The organism is Salmonella sp. SAL-020, from assembly GCF_017372215.1.
Classification (GTDB): Bacteria; Pseudomonadota; Gammaproteobacteria; order Enterobacterales; family Enterobacteriaceae; genus Salmonella; species Salmonella enterica.
Window position 1 is genome coordinate 3699769 of sequence record NZ_CP071690.1, and the last position, 16896, is coordinate 3716664.

Sequence of the window (16896 nt, forward strand, 5' to 3'; positions counted from 1 at the left end):
ATGTCTGAGCCAAAACGGCTGTTTTTTGCGATTGACTTACCCGACGACGCGCGCGCACAAATTATCGCCTGGCGCGCCGCCCATTTTGCGTCTGAAGACGGACGCCCCGTCGCAGCGGCGAACCTACACCTGACGCTGGCCTTTTTAGGCGACGTCAGTAGCGATAAGCAGCGCGCGCTTGCGCAACTGGCCGGACGAATTCGCCAGCCGGGCTTTACGCTACATCTGGATGACGCCGGTCAGTGGCTGCGTTCGCGCGTGGTGTGGCTGGGGATGCGCCAGCCGCCGCGCGGGTTGTTGCAGTTGGCTAATATGCTGCGCGCGCAGGCCGCCCGCAGCGGTTGTTACCAAAGCCCGCAGCCTTTTCACCCGCATATTACGCTGCTGCGCGACGCCAGCCATACGGTGGCTATCCCGCCGCCGGGCTTTTGCTGGTCATTTCCGGTCACGTCGTTTGCGCTTTACGCCTCTTCGTATGGGCAAGGCCGTACCCGCTATGCCGAGCTGCAGCGCTGGACGCTGGGCGAATAATAATGAAGGAACGTCGATGCTATTCTCACCCCCTTTACAACGCGCTACGCTGATTCAGCGCTATAAACGTTTTTTAGCTGATGTCATCACCCCTGACGGTACAACGCTTACGCTGCACTGTCCTAATACCGGCGCGATGACCGGCTGCGCCACGCCTGGCGATACCGTCTGGTATTCGACATCAGAAAATACTAAACGCAAATATCCGCATACCTGGGAATTGACTGAAACGCAATCCGGCGCATTCATTTGCGTGAATACGCTGCGGGCGAACCAGCTAACGAAAGAAGCAATTCAGGAGAATCGCCTGCCGGCGCTGGCGGGGTACAATATTCTGAAAAGTGAAGTCAAATATGGCGCCGAGCGCAGCCGTATAGATTTTATGTTACAGGCAGATTTCCGCCCGGACTGCTATATTGAAGTGAAATCGGTCACGTTAGCGGAAAAAGAAAACGGTTATTTTCCCGACGCCATCACCGAACGAGGGCAAAAACATCTTCGGGAATTGATGGGCGTTGCGGCGGCAGGTCATCGCGCAGTGGTGGTGTTCGCGGTGCTGCACTCCGCCATTACACGTTTTTCACCCGCACGTCATATCGATATAAAATACGCGCAGCTATTGAGCGAGGCTCAGAATAAAGGCGTGGAAGTTTTAGCTTATAAAGCAGAACTTTCAGCCCAAAAAATGGAACTGAACGAACCAGTACCCATAACGTTGTAGTGGAATAACAGCCTGATTATTAAGTATTCTGGCCGCGTGCGTAAATACGCTTTTCCTCACAGGGTTGTCAAGTGTTACGTTTAGATAATTGCTATCCGGAAAAGCATCTGCTATTTATAGCGACCTGATTTTCCCCCGAACATGGGGATCGATAGTGCGTGTTAAGGAGAAGCAACATGCAAGAAGGGCAAAACCGTAAAACATCGTCCCTGAGTATTCTCGCCATCGCTGGGGTGGAGCCGTACCAGGAGAAACCGGGCGAAGAGTATATGAACGAAGCCCAGCTATCGCACTTCAAGCGTATTCTTGAAGCATGGCGTAATCAACTCCGGGATGAAGTCGATCGCACTGTGACGCACATGCAGGACGAAGCCGCCAACTTCCCCGATCCGGTCGATCGCGCCGCGCAGGAAGAGGAGTTTAGCCTGGAGTTACGTAATCGTGACCGTGAGCGCAAACTGATCAAAAAGATCGAGAAGACGCTGAAGAAAGTGGAAGATGAAGACTTCGGTTATTGCGAGTCCTGCGGGGTGGAGATTGGTATCCGCCGCCTGGAAGCGCGTCCAACAGCCGATCTGTGCATCGACTGCAAAACGCTGGCTGAAATTCGCGAAAAACAGATGGCGGGTTAATCCCGTTCGTTTCTACCCTATTTATGACAGGCGGGAGTTTTCCCGCCTTATTCTTTATTGCCCGCAGCATGACTGACTCACACTATATTGGCCGTTTCGCGCCGTCGCCATCCGGCGAACTGCATTTCGGCTCGTTAATCGCCGCCCTCGGCAGCTATCTACAAGCCCGTGCGCAACGCGGAATTTGGCGCGTTCGCATCGAGGATATCGACCCCCCACGTGAAGTTCCCGGTGCCGCAGCGACCATTCTGCGCCAGCTGGAACATTACGGCCTGCACTGGGATGGCGAGGTCTTATGGCAATCACAGCGTCATGAGGCTTATCGCGAGGCGCTGGCCTGGCTTCACGAGCAGGGACTGAGCTACTACTGCACTTGCCCCCGCTCGCGCATTCAACGTCTGGGCGGTATTTACGACGGCCATTGTCGGACGTTATGCCACGGGCCGGAGAATGCCGCCGTCAGAATTAAACAGCAGCATCCGGTGATGCATTTCCATGATGCCTTGCGCGGCGACATCCAGGCTGACCCGCAGCTGGCTAGCGAAGATTTTATTATCCACCGCCGCGACGGACTGTTTGCTTATAATCTGGCCGTGGTGGTCGACGATCATTTTCAGGGGGTAACGGAGATCGTCCGCGGCGCAGATTTAATCGAACCCACTGTCCGACAACTTTCGCTGTATAAACAGTTTGGCTGGCGTGTGCCAGGCTACGTGCACCTTCCGCTGGCGCTCAACGAACAAGGCGCTAAACTTTCCAAGCAAAATCATGCCCCTGCGCTTGCGACAGGCGATCCGCGCCCGGTACTGGTCCAGGCATTGCGCTTTTTAGGCCAACGCGCCGTCGTAGCGTGGCAGGAGATGTCTGTTGAGGAGTTGCTGCGCTTTGCGGTGGCGCACTGGAGGCTTACAGCCGTACCCACATCGGCTAATGTAAATCCGGCATTCTCAAATGCGTCTCGCTGAGCTATGATTAGCCGCTATTTTTGCTCATCGTCTTTCGCATTGCTGCGGCGTTAATGATGCTTACAGCCCAGGTCGCGTTGCTCTCTTACGCCCGTCTGCCGTAATGCGAAAGACATAGAGTAAGTTGATCTTATTAATGTATGACACTACCGAGGTGCGCTATTTTTACCCGAGTCGCTAATTTTTGCCGTAAGGTGTTAAGCCGCGAGGAGAGCGAGGCAGAACAAGCCGTCGCCCGTCCACATATGACGATTATCCCGCGTGAACAGCACGCTATCTCCCGCAAAGATATCAGTGAAAATGCCCTCAAGGTACTGTACAGGCTGAACAAAGCGGGCTATGAAGCCTACCTGGTCGGCGGCGGCGTCCGCGATCTCCTGCTCGGTAAAAAGCCGAAGGATTTCGACGTGACCACCAACGCAACACCGGATCAGGTACGGAAATTATTCCGCAATTGCCGTCTGGTGGGGCGCCGTTTCCGCCTGGCTCACGTGATGTTTGGCCCGGAAATTATCGAAGTGGCAACGTTTCGTGGTCATCATGAAGGCAGTGAAAGCGACCGTACGACCTCCCAGCGTGGGCAAAACGGTATGCTGCTGCGCGATAATATCTTCGGCTCTATCGAAGAAGATGCCCAGCGCCGCGATTTCACCATCAACAGCCTTTACTACAGCGTAGCGGATTTTACCGTGCGCGATTACGTCGGCGGAATGCAGGATCTGCAAGAAGGCGTGATTCGCCTGATCGGCAATCCGGAAACGCGCTACCGCGAAGATCCGGTTCGAATGCTGCGCGCCGTGCGTTTCGCTGCGAAGCTCAATATGCGTATCAGCCCTGAAACGGCTGAGCCAATCCCGCGTCTGGCAACCTTGCTAAACGACATTCCTCCCGCGCGCCTGTTCGAAGAGTCGCTGAAGCTGTTGCAGGCGGGGAACGGTTATGAAACCTATCAACAACTGCGGGAATACCACCTCTTCCAGCCGTTGTTTCCTACCATTACGCGTTATTTCACCGAAAACGGCGACAGCGCAATGGAACGCATCATTGCGCAGGTGTTGAAGAATACGGATAACCGCATCCGTAACGAGATGCGCGTTAACCCGGCATTTTTGTTTGCCGCCATGTTCTGGTATCCGCTGCTGGAGATGGCGCAAAAAATCGCTCAGGAGAGCGGCCTTGCCTATTACGATGCTTTCGCGCTGGCCATGAATGACGTGCTGGATGAAGCCTGCCGTTCACTGGCGATCCCGAAACGCCTTACCACGCTTACCCGTGATATTTGGCAGCTTCAGTTACGCATGTCCCGTCGTCAGGGCAAACGCGCCTGGAAACTGATGGAACATCCCAAATTCCGCGCCGCGTTTGATTTGCTGGAGCTGCGCGCTCAGGTGGAAAATAATACTGAACTGCAACGTCTGGCGCAGTGGTGGGCCGAGTTTCAGGCTTCCGCGCCGCCGGAACAAAAAGGGATGCTCAACGAGCTGGACGACGATCCTGCTCCACGCCGCCGTCGTTCACGTCCGCGCAAACGCGCGCCGCGCCGCGAGGGCACCGTATGACGATCGCGTATATCGCGCTTGGCAGTAATCTGGCCTCTCCGCTGGAGCAGGTCAATGCCGCCCTGAAGGCTATCGCCGACATTCCCGATAGCCGTATCGTCGCGGTTTCTTCGTTTTACCGCACGCCGCCGCTTGGCCCACAGGATCAGCCCGATTACCTGAACGCTGCGGTGGCGCTGGATACCGCTCTCGCCCCCGAAGAATTGCTTAACCATACCCAGCGCATTGAGCTGCAACAGGGCCGGGTGCGCAAGGCCGAACGCTGGGGGCCGCGCACGCTGGATCTCGACATTATGCTGTTTGGCGATGAAGTCATTAACACCGACCATCTGACCGTGCCGCACTACGACATGAAAAACCGCGGTTTTATGCTGTGGCCGTTATTCGAAATCGCTCCTGATCTGATCTTTCCGGATGGTATCAGCCTGCATCAGCATCTCACCCATCTTGGTGCTGCAAAACCCGCCCACTGGTAAAACATCGCCTCCCCTTTAGCGTTTACTGCTTTAGCGCCAAACGATTGCTTAAATCAATTGCCCCCCTGAATATGACTGTTAGAATGCCGGGAAATATAACTTTTACCATCAGGAAACGTTATGAAACCCACCACCATTTCACTGCTGCAGAAATGCAAGCAAGAGAAAAAACGCTTCGCGACAATTACCGCCTACGACTACAGCTTCGCTAAGTTATTTGCCGACGAAGGTATCAATGTGATGCTGGTTGGCGACTCACTGGGCATGACGATTCAGGGGCACGACTCCACCCTGCCGGTCACCGTGGAAGATATCGCTTACCACACTCGTGCCGTGCGACGTGGCGCGCCCAACTGTCTATTGCTCTCCGACCTGCCGTTTATGGCTTACGCCACCCCGGAACAGGCATGTGAAAACGCGGCTATCGTGATGCGTGCGGGGGCCAATATGGTCAAAATTGAAGGCGGCGCCTGGCTGGTTGATACGGTGAAAATGCTCACCGAACGCGCCGTGCCGGTTTGTGGTCATCTGGGGCTAACGCCACAGTCGGTGAATATCTTCGGCGGCTATAAAATTCAGGGCCGCGGCGATGCAGGGCAAGTGCTGCTGGATGACGCGCTGGCTTTAGAAGCGGCTGGCGCTCAACTGCTGGTGCTGGAGTGCGTGCCGGTTGAGCTGGCGAAGCGCGTCACGGAAGCGCTGTCGATTCCGGTGATCGGCATCGGCGCAGGCAACGTCACCGACGGTCAGATCCTGGTGATGCACGATGCGTTTGGCATCACCGGCGGCCATATTCCCAAATTCGCGAAAAATTTCCTTGCCGAGGCGGGCGACATGCGCGCCGCCGTACAGCAGTATATGGCTGAAGTGGAGTCCGGCGTTTATCCGGGCGAAGAACACAGCTTTCACTAATTTTTCTGACCGTGCCGGATGGCGACGCGACGCGTCTTATCCGGCCTACAGATCCTCAACGGATGTAGGCCTGATAAGCGCAGCGCCATCGGGCAGGATCATCAAGCAACTCAAGGAGTTTTGTTGTGCTAATCATTGAAACCCTGCCGCTGCTGCGCCAGCATATTCGTCGTCTGCGTCAGGAAGGTAAACGCGTCGCACTGGTTCCCACCATGGGCAACCTGCACGACGGCCATATGAAGCTGGTCGATGAGGCAAAAGCCCGGGCTGATGTGGTGATCGTCAGCATTTTCGTCAACCCGATGCAGTTTGACCGGCCGGACGATCTGGTGCGTTATCCGCGCACGCTGCAGGAAGATTGTGAAAAGCTGAACAAACGCAAAGTCGATTATGTCTTTGCGCCAGCCGTTGAGGAAATCTACCCGCAGGGGCTGGAAGGCCAAACGTACGTTGATGTTCCCGGCCTCTCTACCATGCTGGAAGGCGCCAGCCGTCCGGGTCATTTCCGCGGCGTCTCGACCATCGTCAGCAAGCTGTTCAACCTGATCCAGCCGGATATCGCCTGCTTTGGCGAGAAGGATTTCCAGCAACTGGCGCTGATCCGCAAAATGGTGGCGGATATGAGTTATGACATTGAGATCGTCGGCGTGCCGATTATTCGCGCTAAAGACGGTCTGGCGCTCAGCTCACGTAACGCTTATCTGACCGCAGAGCAGCGCAAAATTGCGCCGGGTCTATACAACGTGATGAATAGCATCGCTGAAAAACTGATTGCGGGTAATCGTGAGCTGCAAGAGATTATTGCCATTGCCGAACAGGAACTGAATGAAAAAGGCTTCCGTGCCGACGACATTCAAATCCGTGATGCCGACACGCTGCAGGAGCTGACGGAAACCAGCAAACGCGCAGTGATTCTGGCCGCCGCCTGGCTGGGTCAGGCGCGTCTGATCGATAATCAAAGCGTTACATTAGCCCAGTAGACAGGGGTTAAAAATCGGGCAATACTGCCTGAGAATTTCCAAAGCAGGCCACAAGCGCCTGCTTAGCCAAGGTAAACGACAGGGTAAAGAAGTTATGATTCGCACCATGCTGCAAGGCAAGCTCCACCGCGTAAAAGTCACGCAGGCGGACCTGCACTACGAAGGTTCTTGTGCCATTGACCAAGATTTCCTTGATGCCTCCGGTATTCTGGAAAACGAAGCGATTGATATCTGGAACGTGACCAATGGGAAACGTTTCTCAACCTATGCGATTGCGGCTGAACGCGGCTCCAGAATCATCTCGGTGAACGGTGCGGCGGCGCACTGTGCTGAAGTTGGCGACATTGTGATTATCGCCAGCTTCGTCACCATGTCTGATGAAGAAGCGCGTACATGGCGTCCGAAAGTGGCCTATTTTGAAGGCGACAACGAAATGAAGCGCACCGCGAAAGCTATTCCGGTACAGGTTGCCTGATAGTCCTTATCCCTGCGGCTGGTTGCTGATCAGCCGCGACATCGTTTCCAGCGAATCCGTGCGTAAAATATACAGCCTTTTGAGCAGCATCGGATTATCTCCCGGCTTCACCTTCCCTCTCACCGTGGTGACCGCCAGATGGAAACCGGCGTCTTTTGCTGCTTTGATCGCGGTCGCGTTATAGCCGCCAAAGGGATAAGAAAGATAAAATACGTGCGGAGTAAACTGTGTGAGCGCCCTCCGCGAACGTTCAAAATCAAACAGAATATTATGGTAGCTGCGGCTATATAAAATCGGGCGGCGATGCCCGTCTACCCGGTGTAAAAAATGGGTATGCGACTGAAAATCAAAAACATCGCTTATCTTGCGCAATTCGGACACGCTCATAAATTGCAGCGACCTGGGATTCCATTTTTGCGGATGGCGCTTAATACGCGATGAGATAATAAATGCCGTCGCTTTCATATCGTACTGCTTTAATACCGGATACGCATAGCGACTCACCGATTTAAGGCCATCATCAAAGGTGATAGCCACCGCGCGCGCCGGGAAATTAGCGCGGTTATAGATGTAATCCTCCAGTTGGTACATCGTCAACGTGGCATAGCCGCGATCGCGAAGCCAGGTCATTTGGTTGCTGAATGCCCGAACCGAAGTCGTGGTGGACGTATGGCGAAAACGAGTATTCTCTTCATCACGTAAGATGTGATGATAGGTCAAAATCGGAATGCCGTTGTCTTCCTGCGCATCCATGGCGCTGACATAAGCCAGCCTGTCGCCAATACGGATCTGATACCAGGTTTGATGTAGCCGGCCTTTCAGCTTGCTAATAATGGGGTAACGCAAATTATCCACCAATACGCCAAACGGGGCGCTACTGATGTCCGGCGCGTTATACACCGGCGTGTCCTTCCAGGTCACCAGATTCTGATTGCTGAGCGGCTTGTTAAGATCGCCCAGGCCATCTTCCACTTTTTGTTTTCCCTGCACGGACTCCAGATGGCCTTTATCGATAAAGCCCACACCGAAGCCGAATTTAAAGGCATAATAATCAGCCGCAACAGGCGTTACGGAAAGAATTTGTCCGGCGCGGATATTCCCTACGGTCACCATTTTGTCGCCAATCTGCGACCAGATGGCGGCATCTTTCGTCGTTTGCATATAACGAGCGGGCAAGGCAGCCAACACATTACCGGCGAAAAAGAACAGCAAGATAAGAACAACGCGCATAACCATATATCATAACCGAGGCGAAAAAACGCCGTCATTGTAGCAAAAGCGTCGTCAATGGTATTGATCAAAACTCATACGAATCATGCAGCAATACAAAAGGCGGATTTTTCTGCTGCTGATGCCAGAGACTGGTGACATCCGGCGCGCCAAGCGCGACAATCTGGTCGCGAAATGCTGAACTGCTCATTGACTCTCGCCAGGTAATCATTTCCTCCATCAATGAATAGCTAACACCGGAAATAACTTCACATTGAGAATGTTTATGGCTCATCAGCGACGCTACACGATAAGGCGCCGCGCCGGAAATGTCGGTTAAAAATATCACGCCTTCACCGGAGTCGGTGGCATGGAGGGCGTCACACATCATGCGGCTGAGCATATTTACGCTTAACCCACGCCAGAAATTGACCGCCCGACACTGCGCCAACGGCCCATACTTCTTTTCAAGACCTTCGAGCATTTCCTGCGCCCGATCGTCATGACAGGAAATGACCCATCCCAGCATAACTTCTCCTCCATTGAGCTCCAATCCTGCATGATGTCAGCATGTTTTTTTGGCCGACAACACACTATGACCACGATCATTTTTTATTCAAAAAAATTTGCATTATTTTTAAAATTGTTAGCAGCCTTCATAGAATCTGGCCCATTAAAGGGTAATCACGGCGATTCAATTAAACAAACACTCACCAAAATAATTGATTAAATATATATTATAAATATTTCATATTTATGTATTCTGAATTTTTCTTCGCGCCGTAAAAATCATCGGACATTATATTTACTCATTCGGGAATAAAAAGAACAATAACTTTCCACACTATAGATATTGTTACTATGTCAATATTTATAATATCTTAAAGGATCAAAGATAATGAAACTCTCCTTAAAAACACTCACTGTGGCACTGGCCGCCATCACCCTCTCCCCCGCCGCGCTGGCAGACACCGCCAAAGACGGCACCGTACATATCACCGGCCTCATTAAGCAAAACGCCTGTACGGTAAAAACGGATTCAGTAGAGGTGACATTACAGGAAGAATTTGCCTCTCTTTTCACTGCCGCAGGGCAGACGGCAGGGGATACAGACTTCACCATCGAACTCGAAAACTGCGACGCAAACGTCTACAGCAGTGTACAGGCGCGCTTTGAAGGCACACTCGACGGAACCGATGCGACCATCCTGAAAAATGAGGATGATGCTGAGAATATTGGCGTGCAAATTCTTGATAAAACTAGCACCCCTATGACCTTTAACGATCTTCAGGCATGGTCTGCCGCAGTCGCGCTCCCTACAGCAGAGGGGGTGACGGAACTCTCAATGCCTTTCACCGCCCGCTATATCGCCACCGCGGTTCCCGTTAAGTCGGGAACGGTCGATGCAACCGCAACATTCTATCTGCAATATAACTGATCCTGGTGGCCAGCGTCGGCTGGCCCCTTTGTTTATTGAGGTCATCAATGAATTCATTGGCTAAAGCAGGGTTGCTTTGTTGCCTGTTGTGCGGTTCGCTGGCGCATGCCGCAGGGATAAACATCGGCACAACGCGGGTTATTTTTCACGGCGATGCCAAAGATGCGTCCATATCGATAAGCAATAGCGACAACGTTCCCTATTTAATTCAGTCCTGGGCGCAATCGATCAGTGAAACCGGGGCGAGCGGTGATGCGCCGTTTATGGTCACCCCGCCGCTTTTTCGCCTTAATGGCGGGCAAAAAAACGTACTGCGAATTATCCGTACCGGCGGTAATTTGCCGGAAGATCGCGAGTCGATGTACTGGCTGGATATTAAATCGATTCCCAGCAGCAATCCGGACAATAAACACAACACACTCATGCTGGCCGTTAAAGCGGAATTTAAGCTGATTTACCGGCCAAAAGCGTTAACCCAAAAACCAGAAGAGGTTGCCGATCGATTAACGTGGTCGCGTCAGGGTCGCACGCTCACCGTGAAGAACCCCACGCCCTATTATATGAACTTCGCCACCCTTTCCGTTGGCAGTCAAAAAGTGAAAGCCCCGCGCTATGTGGCGCCTTTCGGCAACGCGCAGTACACGCTGCCTGCCGCCGCCAGCGGCCCGATCGCCTGGTCTATCATCAACGATTTTGGCGGTACTGGCCCCGAACATAAACAAACGCCTTGAGAAGAGTGACAGGGATGAGAGTGCCGATGCGCAAAAGGCAACACCGGGTATTTTATTTATCGCGCTGCGCTGTGTGTATCGCGCTGGGCAGCACGTTCACACACGTTGCATGGGCGCGCGACTATTTCAATCCGGCATTTATTGAAAACCATGGGCAGGCGAGTCGCACAAGCGTCGATCTGTCGACATTTGATAACGACAAAAGCCAGCTGCCTGGCACCTATTACGTCACTATCAATATCAATAAAACAGAAATCGGCGCACGAAACGTTGATTTTCAACTCGCGACGCTCAGTGACGGTCAACAGGCATTACAGGGCTGTTTACGGCTCCAGGAACTAAAAGATAACGGCGTCAAAACCGACCTTTTTCCAACGCTGGAGAGTGAAAAAGGCTGCGTCGATCTCAGCGTTATCCCCGGCGCCAGCCAGCGGTTTGATTTTCAGCAACAGGCATTATCAGTAAGCATCCCGCAACTCTACATCGCCAACAACGCACGCGGCTACGTACCGCCGGAAAAGTGGCAGGAGGGGATTACCGCGCTGATGCTGAACTACAGCTTCAGCGGCTATAAAGAGTACGGTTCCAGTGAGGATTCCGACGATGCGGAATCGAAGTATCTCGCTCTCCAGCCGGGTTTTAACCTCGGGCCGTGGCGTTTTCGCAACTACAGTAACTGGAGTTCAAATAACGGCGAGAGCGGTAGCTGGAACAGCGTTTATAACTATTTACAGCGCGACATTATCGCGCTGAAAAGCCAGTTCACCGCCGGAGACAGCAATACGCCATCCGACGTGTTCGACAGCGTACCTTTTCGCGGCCTCCAGCTCACCTCTGACGATCAAATGCAGCCCAACAGCCAGCGTGGTTACGCCCCGACGATTCGCGGCATCGCCCGCTCAAACGCGCAGGTTATCGTGCGGCAAAACGGCTATATCGCCTATCAGACCGCCGTTTCGCCGGGCGAATTTGAAATCAACGATATGTTTCCCACCGGCAGCAACGGCGACTATGACGTGACGGTAAAAGAAACCGACGGCAGCGAACAGCACTTTATCGTGCCCTACTCTTCGCTGCCGATTCTGCAGCGCACCGGACGGGCAAAATACAGCGTGACCGTGGGTAAATATCGCGATTATAACAACCACACGCTGGACGACTTCGGCCAGGCGACCCTGCTGTACGGCCTGCCGTGGGGCATCACCCTGTACGGCGGCAGCCAGATTGCCGGCGATAAATACCAGTCCGTCGCCTTCGGCGTCGGGCAAAATATGCAGATGCTGGGGGCCATTTCCCTGGACGGCATCTGGTCGCACGCCAAATTTGACTATGGCCGCAAAGAAATCGGGCAATCCTGGCGCGTCCGCTACAGCAAGGGCGTCGTCAGTACGGGCACCACGTTTTCGCTGGCCGGCTATCGTTACGCCAGCGAAAACTACAATTCGCTGAGCGAGGTGATCAACCCGGACGACGATTTTTATGATAACTACGGCAAGCGCCATAATCGTTTCGAAGCTTCGGTCAACCAGCAAATTAGCAATACGCTCGGTTCCTTAACGCTAAGTTGGGTCAAAGAAGATTACTGGCACAGCGCGCAGCAGATGGAATCCCTGAGCGCCAGCTACAACAATAGCTGGGGTCCGGTGAGCTATACGCTGAGCTACAGCTATAACAAAAACACCTACCAGTACCGTTCGGACAATGACGATGATGACAACGACGACGATCGTTATAACCAGAACGATCGGCTGTTCACGCTGTCGCTGCACGTTCCGTTTACGGTGTTCGATTCCAGGCTATACGCCAGCTATATGCTGAACACGCGTAAGCACGATGCCACGGTGAACAGCACCACCCTTAGCGGCACCGCGCTGCGTGACAGAAACCTGAACTGGTCGTTACAGCAAAGCCACAGCACACAAGACGGTGATTCCGGCGGGGTAAACGCCAGCTATAAAGGCACTTATGCCAACCTCAACGCCGGTTACAATCAGTCGCCAGATAGCCAACAAGTCAGCTACGGCATCAGCGGCGGCATTCTGGCGCACGAAAACGGTATTACCCTGAGCCAGCCGATTACCGGCGCGGCGATTTTAATTAAAGCGCCCGGCGCCAGCGGCGTTTCGGTTGAAAACCAGACCGGCGTCGCCACCGACTTCCGGGGTTATACGGTGATCCCCAACGTCACGCCGTATTATCGCTACGATATCTCGCTCGACAGCAGCACGTTTGCTGACAACGTGGATATTCCGCTCAACAACCAGACCGTCTACCCGACGCGTAATGCGGTGGTGCGCGCGGCGTATGACACGCATAAGGGCTATCGCGTGTTGTTAACGCTGACGCGCAGCAATGGCGAGCCCGTGCCCTTTGGCGCGACGGCAAGCGTCGATGGGCAGGATGCGAACCTGGCCAGTATCGTCGGCGATAAAGGCCAGGTCTTCCTCAGCGGCCTGCCGGAAGAGGGCCTGCTGCTGGTGAACTGGGGAAGCGCCTCTTGCCGCGCGGATTACCACCTGGATATCAGCAAAAATATGAACGGCATAGTGATGGCGAACGCCGTCTGCCAGTGAGGAACACAATGAAGAATTTATGGATGCTGCTGGCGCTGTCGCTATTTTCAGGCCATGCGCTGGCAGACGGAACGATGGGCAACGGAAGCGGCTGGTGTCAACCCACCAGCGGCACGCATAATTTCTTTTTTCCCCTTGACCAGACCATTACCGATACGGATGAGAACCAGGCAGGGAAAATAGTCAAAGAGAGTTGGTCGGTCGGCGGCGAATACAGCGCCAGGTGCGACTGCGATAATAAAGATTATCAGGGCGTTAACTATTTCACCGCCACGACCGGCGATTTAACACAAAAAGGAACGTACAGCGAAGCGGGTAGCAATGGGCAACAGATGGATTTTTATGTTCTGGTCGCGGGTAAGCTGGAGATTGGTACGGAAACCTACATCGTCGGTAACCTGAAACAGTATATCCCCGTTCCCTTTTCAGCGATCAGTAATCAGGACCCCACCGCAGGCGGGTGTACGGGCGCGGACATAAACAAAATGTCCGCAGGGAATAAGGGTAACGTGCGTATTTATATTACTCACCCACTGGTAGGTGAAATCACCATTCCTGAGACGACGATTATGAATCTCTATTTGTCAAAAACGCCGGGCAGCAGCGGAGATAATATTCCCCCTTCCGTTCCACCGATGGCGCACGTCACCATGTCCGGGACCATTACCGTGCCGCAGTCCTGCTCCATCAACGCCGGGCAGGTTATCGAGGTCAGGCTACCGGATATTGAGGGCAAAGATATTCGTCACCTCGGCGACAGTCCGCAGAACTCGCACGTCACCACTCAGGTAAACTTTACCTGTAGTAACGTGGCGGACGGCACCAACCTGTCGATGTCATTAAATGGCGCAACCGATCCGCACAACCCGGACTACCTGAAAACTGACAATGAGAATTTGGGGATACGGATTTCCGATAAATACGATAATACCATCGTTCCCGGCGGCAGCGCCGAATTGCCGATTGAAGATTACGCCGACGGTAAAGGCAGCACCGAGTTCACCGCCGCGCCGGTCAATACCACCGGACATGTTCCCCACACCGGAGAATACCAGGCTACCGCCACGCTGGAGATTCAGATTCGCTGAGAGAAGCGTTGGGTTTCAGCAAGCCCTCCCACCTACAGCCCCGTAACCCATTGATATTACGGGCCCGTAGATGGGGTGAAGCGAAGTGCAACCCAACGCCCCATCTCCCCAGTCAGCGCTTAACTGCGCAACCCGCGCCCACGCTGGATCAGCGACCAGCACAGCAGGTAGAAAGCGGCGATAAAGATCACCAGTACGCCAAACGTCGTCACCAGCGGTACATCATGGATACCCAGGAAGCCGTAGCGGAAGCCGCTGATCATGTAGACGATCGGGTTCAGGTGCGACAGCCCTTGCCAGAACGGCGGCAGCAGCGTCAGCGAGTAAAATACCCCGCCGAGGTAGGTCAGCGGCGTCAGCACAAAGGTCGGGATCAGGCTGATATCGTCAAAGGTTTTCGCAAACACGGCGTTCAGCAGTCCGGCCAGCGAGAACAGAATCGCGGTCAGAATCAGCGTTAGCGCGACAAATACCCAGGAATGCACCTGGAAAGGCACGAAAAAGAGCGAAATCGCCGTCACCAGAATCCCTACGCACAGCCCGCGCGCTACGCCGCCGCCGACAAATCCGGCGATGATCACATGCGTTGGTACCGGCGCGACCAGCAGTTCCTCAATATTGCGCTGAAACTTGGCGCTAAAAAATGACGACGCGACATTCGCGTAGGAGTTAGTAATGACCGCCATCATAATCAGGCCCGGCACAATAAATTGCATATAGCTAAAACCATGCATTTCGCCGATGCGCGAACCAATCAGGTTGCCGAAAATAATAAAATAGAGCGTCATGGTGATGACGGGCGGCACCAGCGTTTGCACCCAGATCCGCATAAAGCGGTGGATCTCTTTCGCCCAGATGCTTTTAAGGGCAACCCAGTAAAGCTGCATCATGCGCGATCTCCTTGTTTTTCATGCACCAGCGACACAAACAGTTCTTCCAGACGGTTGGCTTTATTACGCATACTTAATACCTGAACCCCCTGCTCGCTCAGTTGGCTAAAGACACTGTTAACCCCCTGCTCGCGTAACACTTCCACCTCCAGAGTCGAGGTATCCACCAGACGATATTGATAACCCGTAAGCTTAGGTAGCGGGCTTTTTGGCGCTAAATCCAGAATAAACGTCTCCGATTTCAGCTTTGAAAGCAGATTTTTCATGGAGGTATTTTCCACCAGCTCGCCGTGCTGAATAATACCGATATTGCGGCACAGCATTTCCGCCTCTTCCAGATAGTGGGTGGTGAGAATAATGGTGGTGCCTTTGGCGTTTAAGTCTTTCAGGAATCCCCACATCGAGCGACGCAATTCGATATCGACGCCCGCCGTCGGCTCATCGAGAATCAATAGTTTAGGCTCATGCATCAGCGCGCGGGCGATCATCAGGCGGCGCTTCATCCCACCGGAGAGCATCCGCGCGCGTTCATGACGTTTTTCCCACAGATCGAGCTGTTTTAAATACTTTTCGCTACGTAAAACCGCCTCTTTATGTTCCACGCCGTAATAACCCGCCTGATTCACTACGATCTGTTGCACCGTTTCAAACGGGTTAAAGTTAAACTCCTGTGGCACCAGTCCAAGCTGTCGCTTGGCGTTAACCACGTCTTTTTCCAGGTCGTAACCAAAAACGTTAACGCGCCCGGACGTTTTATTAACCAATGAGCTGATAATACCGATGGTGGTCGATTTCCCTGCTCCATTTGGCCCCAGAAGCGCGTAAAAATCCCCCGCTTCGACCTGCAAATCTATGCCGCGCAACGCCTGAACGCCGCCGGGATAGGTTTTTTTAAGTTGTTGAAGTTCCAGCGCAATGGTCATAAATTCTCACTTACTTTACGTTCTTACACTTTATATATGGTTTAAATAATTACGGAGTTGCCCTATATTAGCCCAACGCACTTATTTGGTTACAGGTCGTTAACTTCCATGAAAGACATAGATACACTCATCAGCAACAATGCACTATGGTCAAAAATGCTGGTGGAAGAGGACCCCGGATTTTTTGAGAAACTGGCGCAAGCGCAAAAACCGCGCTTTCTATGGATTGGATGTTCCGACAGCCGCGTTCCCGCAGAGCGTTTAACCGGGCTTGAACCGGGCGAATTGTTTGTTCACCGTAATGTGGCTAACCTGGTTATTCACACCGATCTGAACTGTCTCTCCGTGGTTCAGTATGCGGTAGATGTTCTGGAAGTTGAGCATATTATCATTTGCGGCCACTCCGGTTGCGGCGGTATCAAGGCTGCGGTAGAAAACCCTGAGCTGGGCTTGATTAATAACTGGCTGCTGCATATCCGCGACATCTGGCTTAAACATAGCTCGCTGTTGGGAAAAATGCCCGAAGAGCAACGTCTGGACGCGCTCTATGAATTGAACGTCATGGAACAGGTCTATAACCTGGGGCATTCCACCATTATGCAGTCAGCGTGGAAACGCGGTCAGAATGTGACCATTCACGGCTGGGCGTACAGTATCAATGATGGCCTGCTGCGCGATCTTGACGTCACCGCCACCAACAGAGAAACGCTGGAGAACGGCTATCATAAGGGTATTTCCGCCCTAAGTCTGAAATACATTCCCCACCAATAAGCCATTAGCTATAGGCCGGATA

At 53.2% G+C, this 16896-nt stretch carries 18 protein-coding genes; 14 read left to right on the forward strand and 4 right to left on the reverse strand.

The window, feature by feature from the left end; genetic code table 11:
- The 9 genes from thpR (at position 1) to panD (ending at position 7251) form a co-directional block, all read left to right on the forward strand.
- Positions 1-531 (forward strand): RNA 2',3'-cyclic phosphodiesterase, encoded by a 531-nt coding sequence (thpR, locus tag J1G48_RS18060; RefSeq protein ID WP_001294178.1) that lies wholly within the window; start codon positions 1-3, stop codon positions 529-531.
- Between the two features lie 16 nt (positions 532-547).
- Positions 548-1252 carry a DNA/RNA nuclease SfsA gene (gene sfsA, locus J1G48_RS18065; protein ID WP_000899412.1) on the forward strand — a complete coding sequence of 235 codons (705 nt, stop codon included), beginning with the start codon at positions 548-550 and terminating at the stop codon, positions 1250-1252.
- Positions 1253-1428: 176 nt separating this feature from the next.
- Positions 1429-1884: an RNA polymerase-binding protein DksA gene (gene dksA / locus J1G48_RS18070; RefSeq protein WP_001155232.1), complete on the forward strand. Its 456-nt coding sequence runs from the start codon at positions 1429-1431 to the stop codon at positions 1882-1884.
- A gap of 68 nt (positions 1885-1952) precedes the next feature.
- Entirely contained in the window at positions 1953-2849 is an 897-nt protein-coding gene (gene gluQRS / locus J1G48_RS18075) for a tRNA glutamyl-Q(34) synthetase GluQRS (protein WP_001677011.1), read from the forward strand.
- Between the two features lie 161 nt (positions 2850-3010).
- Positions 3011-4408, forward strand: a complete 1398-nt coding sequence (gene pcnB, locus J1G48_RS18080) for a polynucleotide adenylyltransferase PcnB (protein ID WP_125540466.1) — start codon at positions 3011-3013, stop codon at positions 4406-4408.
- Positions 4405-4884, forward strand: coding sequence for a 2-amino-4-hydroxy-6-hydroxymethyldihydropteridine diphosphokinase (folK, locus tag J1G48_RS18085; protein WP_000150770.1), 480 nt, complete (start codon positions 4405-4407; stop codon positions 4882-4884). Before pcnB ends, folK begins: the two co-directional genes overlap by 4 nt.
- Before the next feature lie 120 nt (positions 4885-5004).
- Positions 5005-5796, forward strand: a complete 792-nt coding sequence (gene panB, locus J1G48_RS18090) for a 3-methyl-2-oxobutanoate hydroxymethyltransferase (protein WP_000805487.1) — start codon at positions 5005-5007, stop codon at positions 5794-5796.
- Between the two features lie 125 nt (positions 5797-5921).
- Entirely contained in the window at positions 5922-6776 is an 855-nt protein-coding gene (gene panC / locus J1G48_RS18095) for a pantoate--beta-alanine ligase (RefSeq protein ID WP_000905348.1), read from the forward strand.
- Positions 6777-6870: 94 nt separating this feature from the next.
- Positions 6871-7251: an aspartate 1-decarboxylase gene (gene panD / locus J1G48_RS18100; RefSeq protein WP_000621526.1), complete on the forward strand. Its 381-nt coding sequence runs from the start codon at positions 6871-6873 to the stop codon at positions 7249-7251.
- Positions 7252-7257: 6 nt separating this feature from the next.
- Here the strand turns inward: panD and J1G48_RS18105 are convergent, their stop codons facing one another.
- Both J1G48_RS18105 and J1G48_RS18110 read right to left on the reverse strand, forming a co-directional pair.
- A complete protein-coding gene (locus J1G48_RS18105; RefSeq protein WP_000245312.1) occupies positions 7258-8487 on the reverse strand; it encodes a polysaccharide deacetylase family protein in 1230 nt (409 codons plus the stop codon).
- Between the two features lie 61 nt (positions 8488-8548).
- Positions 8549-8989: a PTS sugar transporter subunit IIA gene (locus J1G48_RS18110; protein WP_000901960.1), complete on the reverse strand. Its 441-nt coding sequence runs from the start codon at positions 8987-8989 to the stop codon at positions 8549-8551.
- Between the two features lie 369 nt (positions 8990-9358).
- Between J1G48_RS18110 and J1G48_RS18115 the strand changes: the two genes are divergently transcribed.
- The 4 genes from J1G48_RS18115 to J1G48_RS18130 are packed head-to-tail and all read left to right on the forward strand — an operon-like array spanning position 9359 to position 14290.
- Positions 9359-9898: a fimbrial protein gene (locus J1G48_RS18115; protein ID WP_000777530.1), complete on the forward strand. Its 540-nt coding sequence runs from the start codon at positions 9359-9361 to the stop codon at positions 9896-9898.
- Between the two features lie 47 nt (positions 9899-9945).
- Positions 9946-10629, forward strand: a complete 684-nt coding sequence (gene stiB, locus J1G48_RS18120) for a fimbrial biogenesis chaperone StiB (protein ID WP_001086413.1) — start codon at positions 9946-9948, stop codon at positions 10627-10629.
- A gap of 26 nt (positions 10630-10655) precedes the next feature.
- Positions 10656-13202: a fimbrial outer membrane usher protein gene (locus J1G48_RS18125; protein WP_001231784.1), complete on the forward strand. Its 2547-nt coding sequence runs from the start codon at positions 10656-10658 to the stop codon at positions 13200-13202.
- 8 nt (positions 13203-13210) lie between these two features.
- A complete protein-coding gene (locus J1G48_RS18130) occupies positions 13211-14290 on the forward strand; it encodes a fimbrial protein (RefSeq protein WP_000794041.1) in 1080 nt (359 codons plus the stop codon).
- Positions 14291-14409: 119 nt separating this feature from the next.
- Here the strand turns inward: J1G48_RS18130 and J1G48_RS18135 are convergent, their stop codons facing one another.
- Entirely contained in the window at positions 14410-15180 is a 771-nt protein-coding gene (locus tag J1G48_RS18135) for an ABC transporter permease (RefSeq protein WP_000983418.1), read from the reverse strand.
- Positions 15177-16103: an ABC transporter ATP-binding protein gene (locus J1G48_RS18140; protein ID WP_000150619.1), complete on the reverse strand. Its 927-nt coding sequence runs from the start codon at positions 16101-16103 to the stop codon at positions 15177-15179. Before J1G48_RS18140 ends, J1G48_RS18135 begins: the two co-directional genes overlap by 4 nt.
- Positions 16104-16211: 108 nt before the next feature.
- On the opposite strand from J1G48_RS18140, the gene can reads away from it, so the two are divergent.
- Positions 16212-16874 (forward strand): carbonate dehydratase, encoded by a 663-nt coding sequence (gene can / locus J1G48_RS18145; RefSeq protein WP_000651591.1) that lies wholly within the window; start codon positions 16212-16214, stop codon positions 16872-16874.
- Positions 16875-16896: the final 22 nt, after the last annotated feature.

What these genes read in the sequence shown, in the direction of transcription:
- thpR (WP_001294178.1), top strand. Translation starts at nt 1, where the DNA reads ATGTCTGAGCCAAAACGGCTGTTTTTTGCGATTGACTTACCCGACGAC.
- sfsA (WP_000899412.1), top strand. Translation starts at nt 548, where the DNA reads ATGCTATTCTCACCCCCTTTACAACGCGCTACGCTGATTCAGCGCTAT.
- dksA (WP_001155232.1), top strand. Translation starts at nt 1,429, where the DNA reads ATGCAAGAAGGGCAAAACCGTAAAACATCGTCCCTGAGTATTCTCGCC.
- gluQRS (WP_001677011.1), top strand. Translation starts at nt 1,953, where the DNA reads ATGACTGACTCACACTATATTGGCCGTTTCGCGCCGTCGCCATCCGGC.
- folK (WP_000150770.1), top strand. Translation starts at nt 4,405, where the DNA reads ATGACGATCGCGTATATCGCGCTTGGCAGTAATCTGGCCTCTCCGCTG.
- panB (WP_000805487.1), top strand. Translation starts at nt 5,005, where the DNA reads ATGAAACCCACCACCATTTCACTGCTGCAGAAATGCAAGCAAGAGAAA.
- panD (WP_000621526.1), top strand. Translation starts at nt 6,871, where the DNA reads ATGATTCGCACCATGCTGCAAGGCAAGCTCCACCGCGTAAAAGTCACG.
- J1G48_RS18105 (WP_000245312.1), bottom strand. Translation starts at nt 8,487, where the DNA reads ATGGTTATGCGCGTTGTTCTTATCTTGCTGTTCTTTTTCGCCGGTAAT.
- J1G48_RS18110 (WP_000901960.1), bottom strand. Translation starts at nt 8,989, where the DNA reads ATGCTGGGATGGGTCATTTCCTGTCATGACGATCGGGCGCAGGAAATG.
- J1G48_RS18115 (WP_000777530.1), top strand. Translation starts at nt 9,359, where the DNA reads ATGAAACTCTCCTTAAAAACACTCACTGTGGCACTGGCCGCCATCACC.
- stiB (WP_001086413.1), top strand. Translation starts at nt 9,946, where the DNA reads ATGAATTCATTGGCTAAAGCAGGGTTGCTTTGTTGCCTGTTGTGCGGT.
- J1G48_RS18125 (WP_001231784.1), top strand. Translation starts at nt 10,656, where the DNA reads ATGCGCAAAAGGCAACACCGGGTATTTTATTTATCGCGCTGCGCTGTG.
- J1G48_RS18130 (WP_000794041.1), top strand. Translation starts at nt 13,211, where the DNA reads ATGAAGAATTTATGGATGCTGCTGGCGCTGTCGCTATTTTCAGGCCAT.
- J1G48_RS18135 (WP_000983418.1), bottom strand. Translation starts at nt 15,180, where the DNA reads ATGATGCAGCTTTACTGGGTTGCCCTTAAAAGCATCTGGGCGAAAGAG.
- J1G48_RS18140 (WP_000150619.1), bottom strand. Translation starts at nt 16,103, where the DNA reads ATGACCATTGCGCTGGAACTTCAACAACTTAAAAAAACCTATCCCGGC.
- can (WP_000651591.1), top strand. Translation starts at nt 16,212, where the DNA reads ATGAAAGACATAGATACACTCATCAGCAACAATGCACTATGGTCAAAA.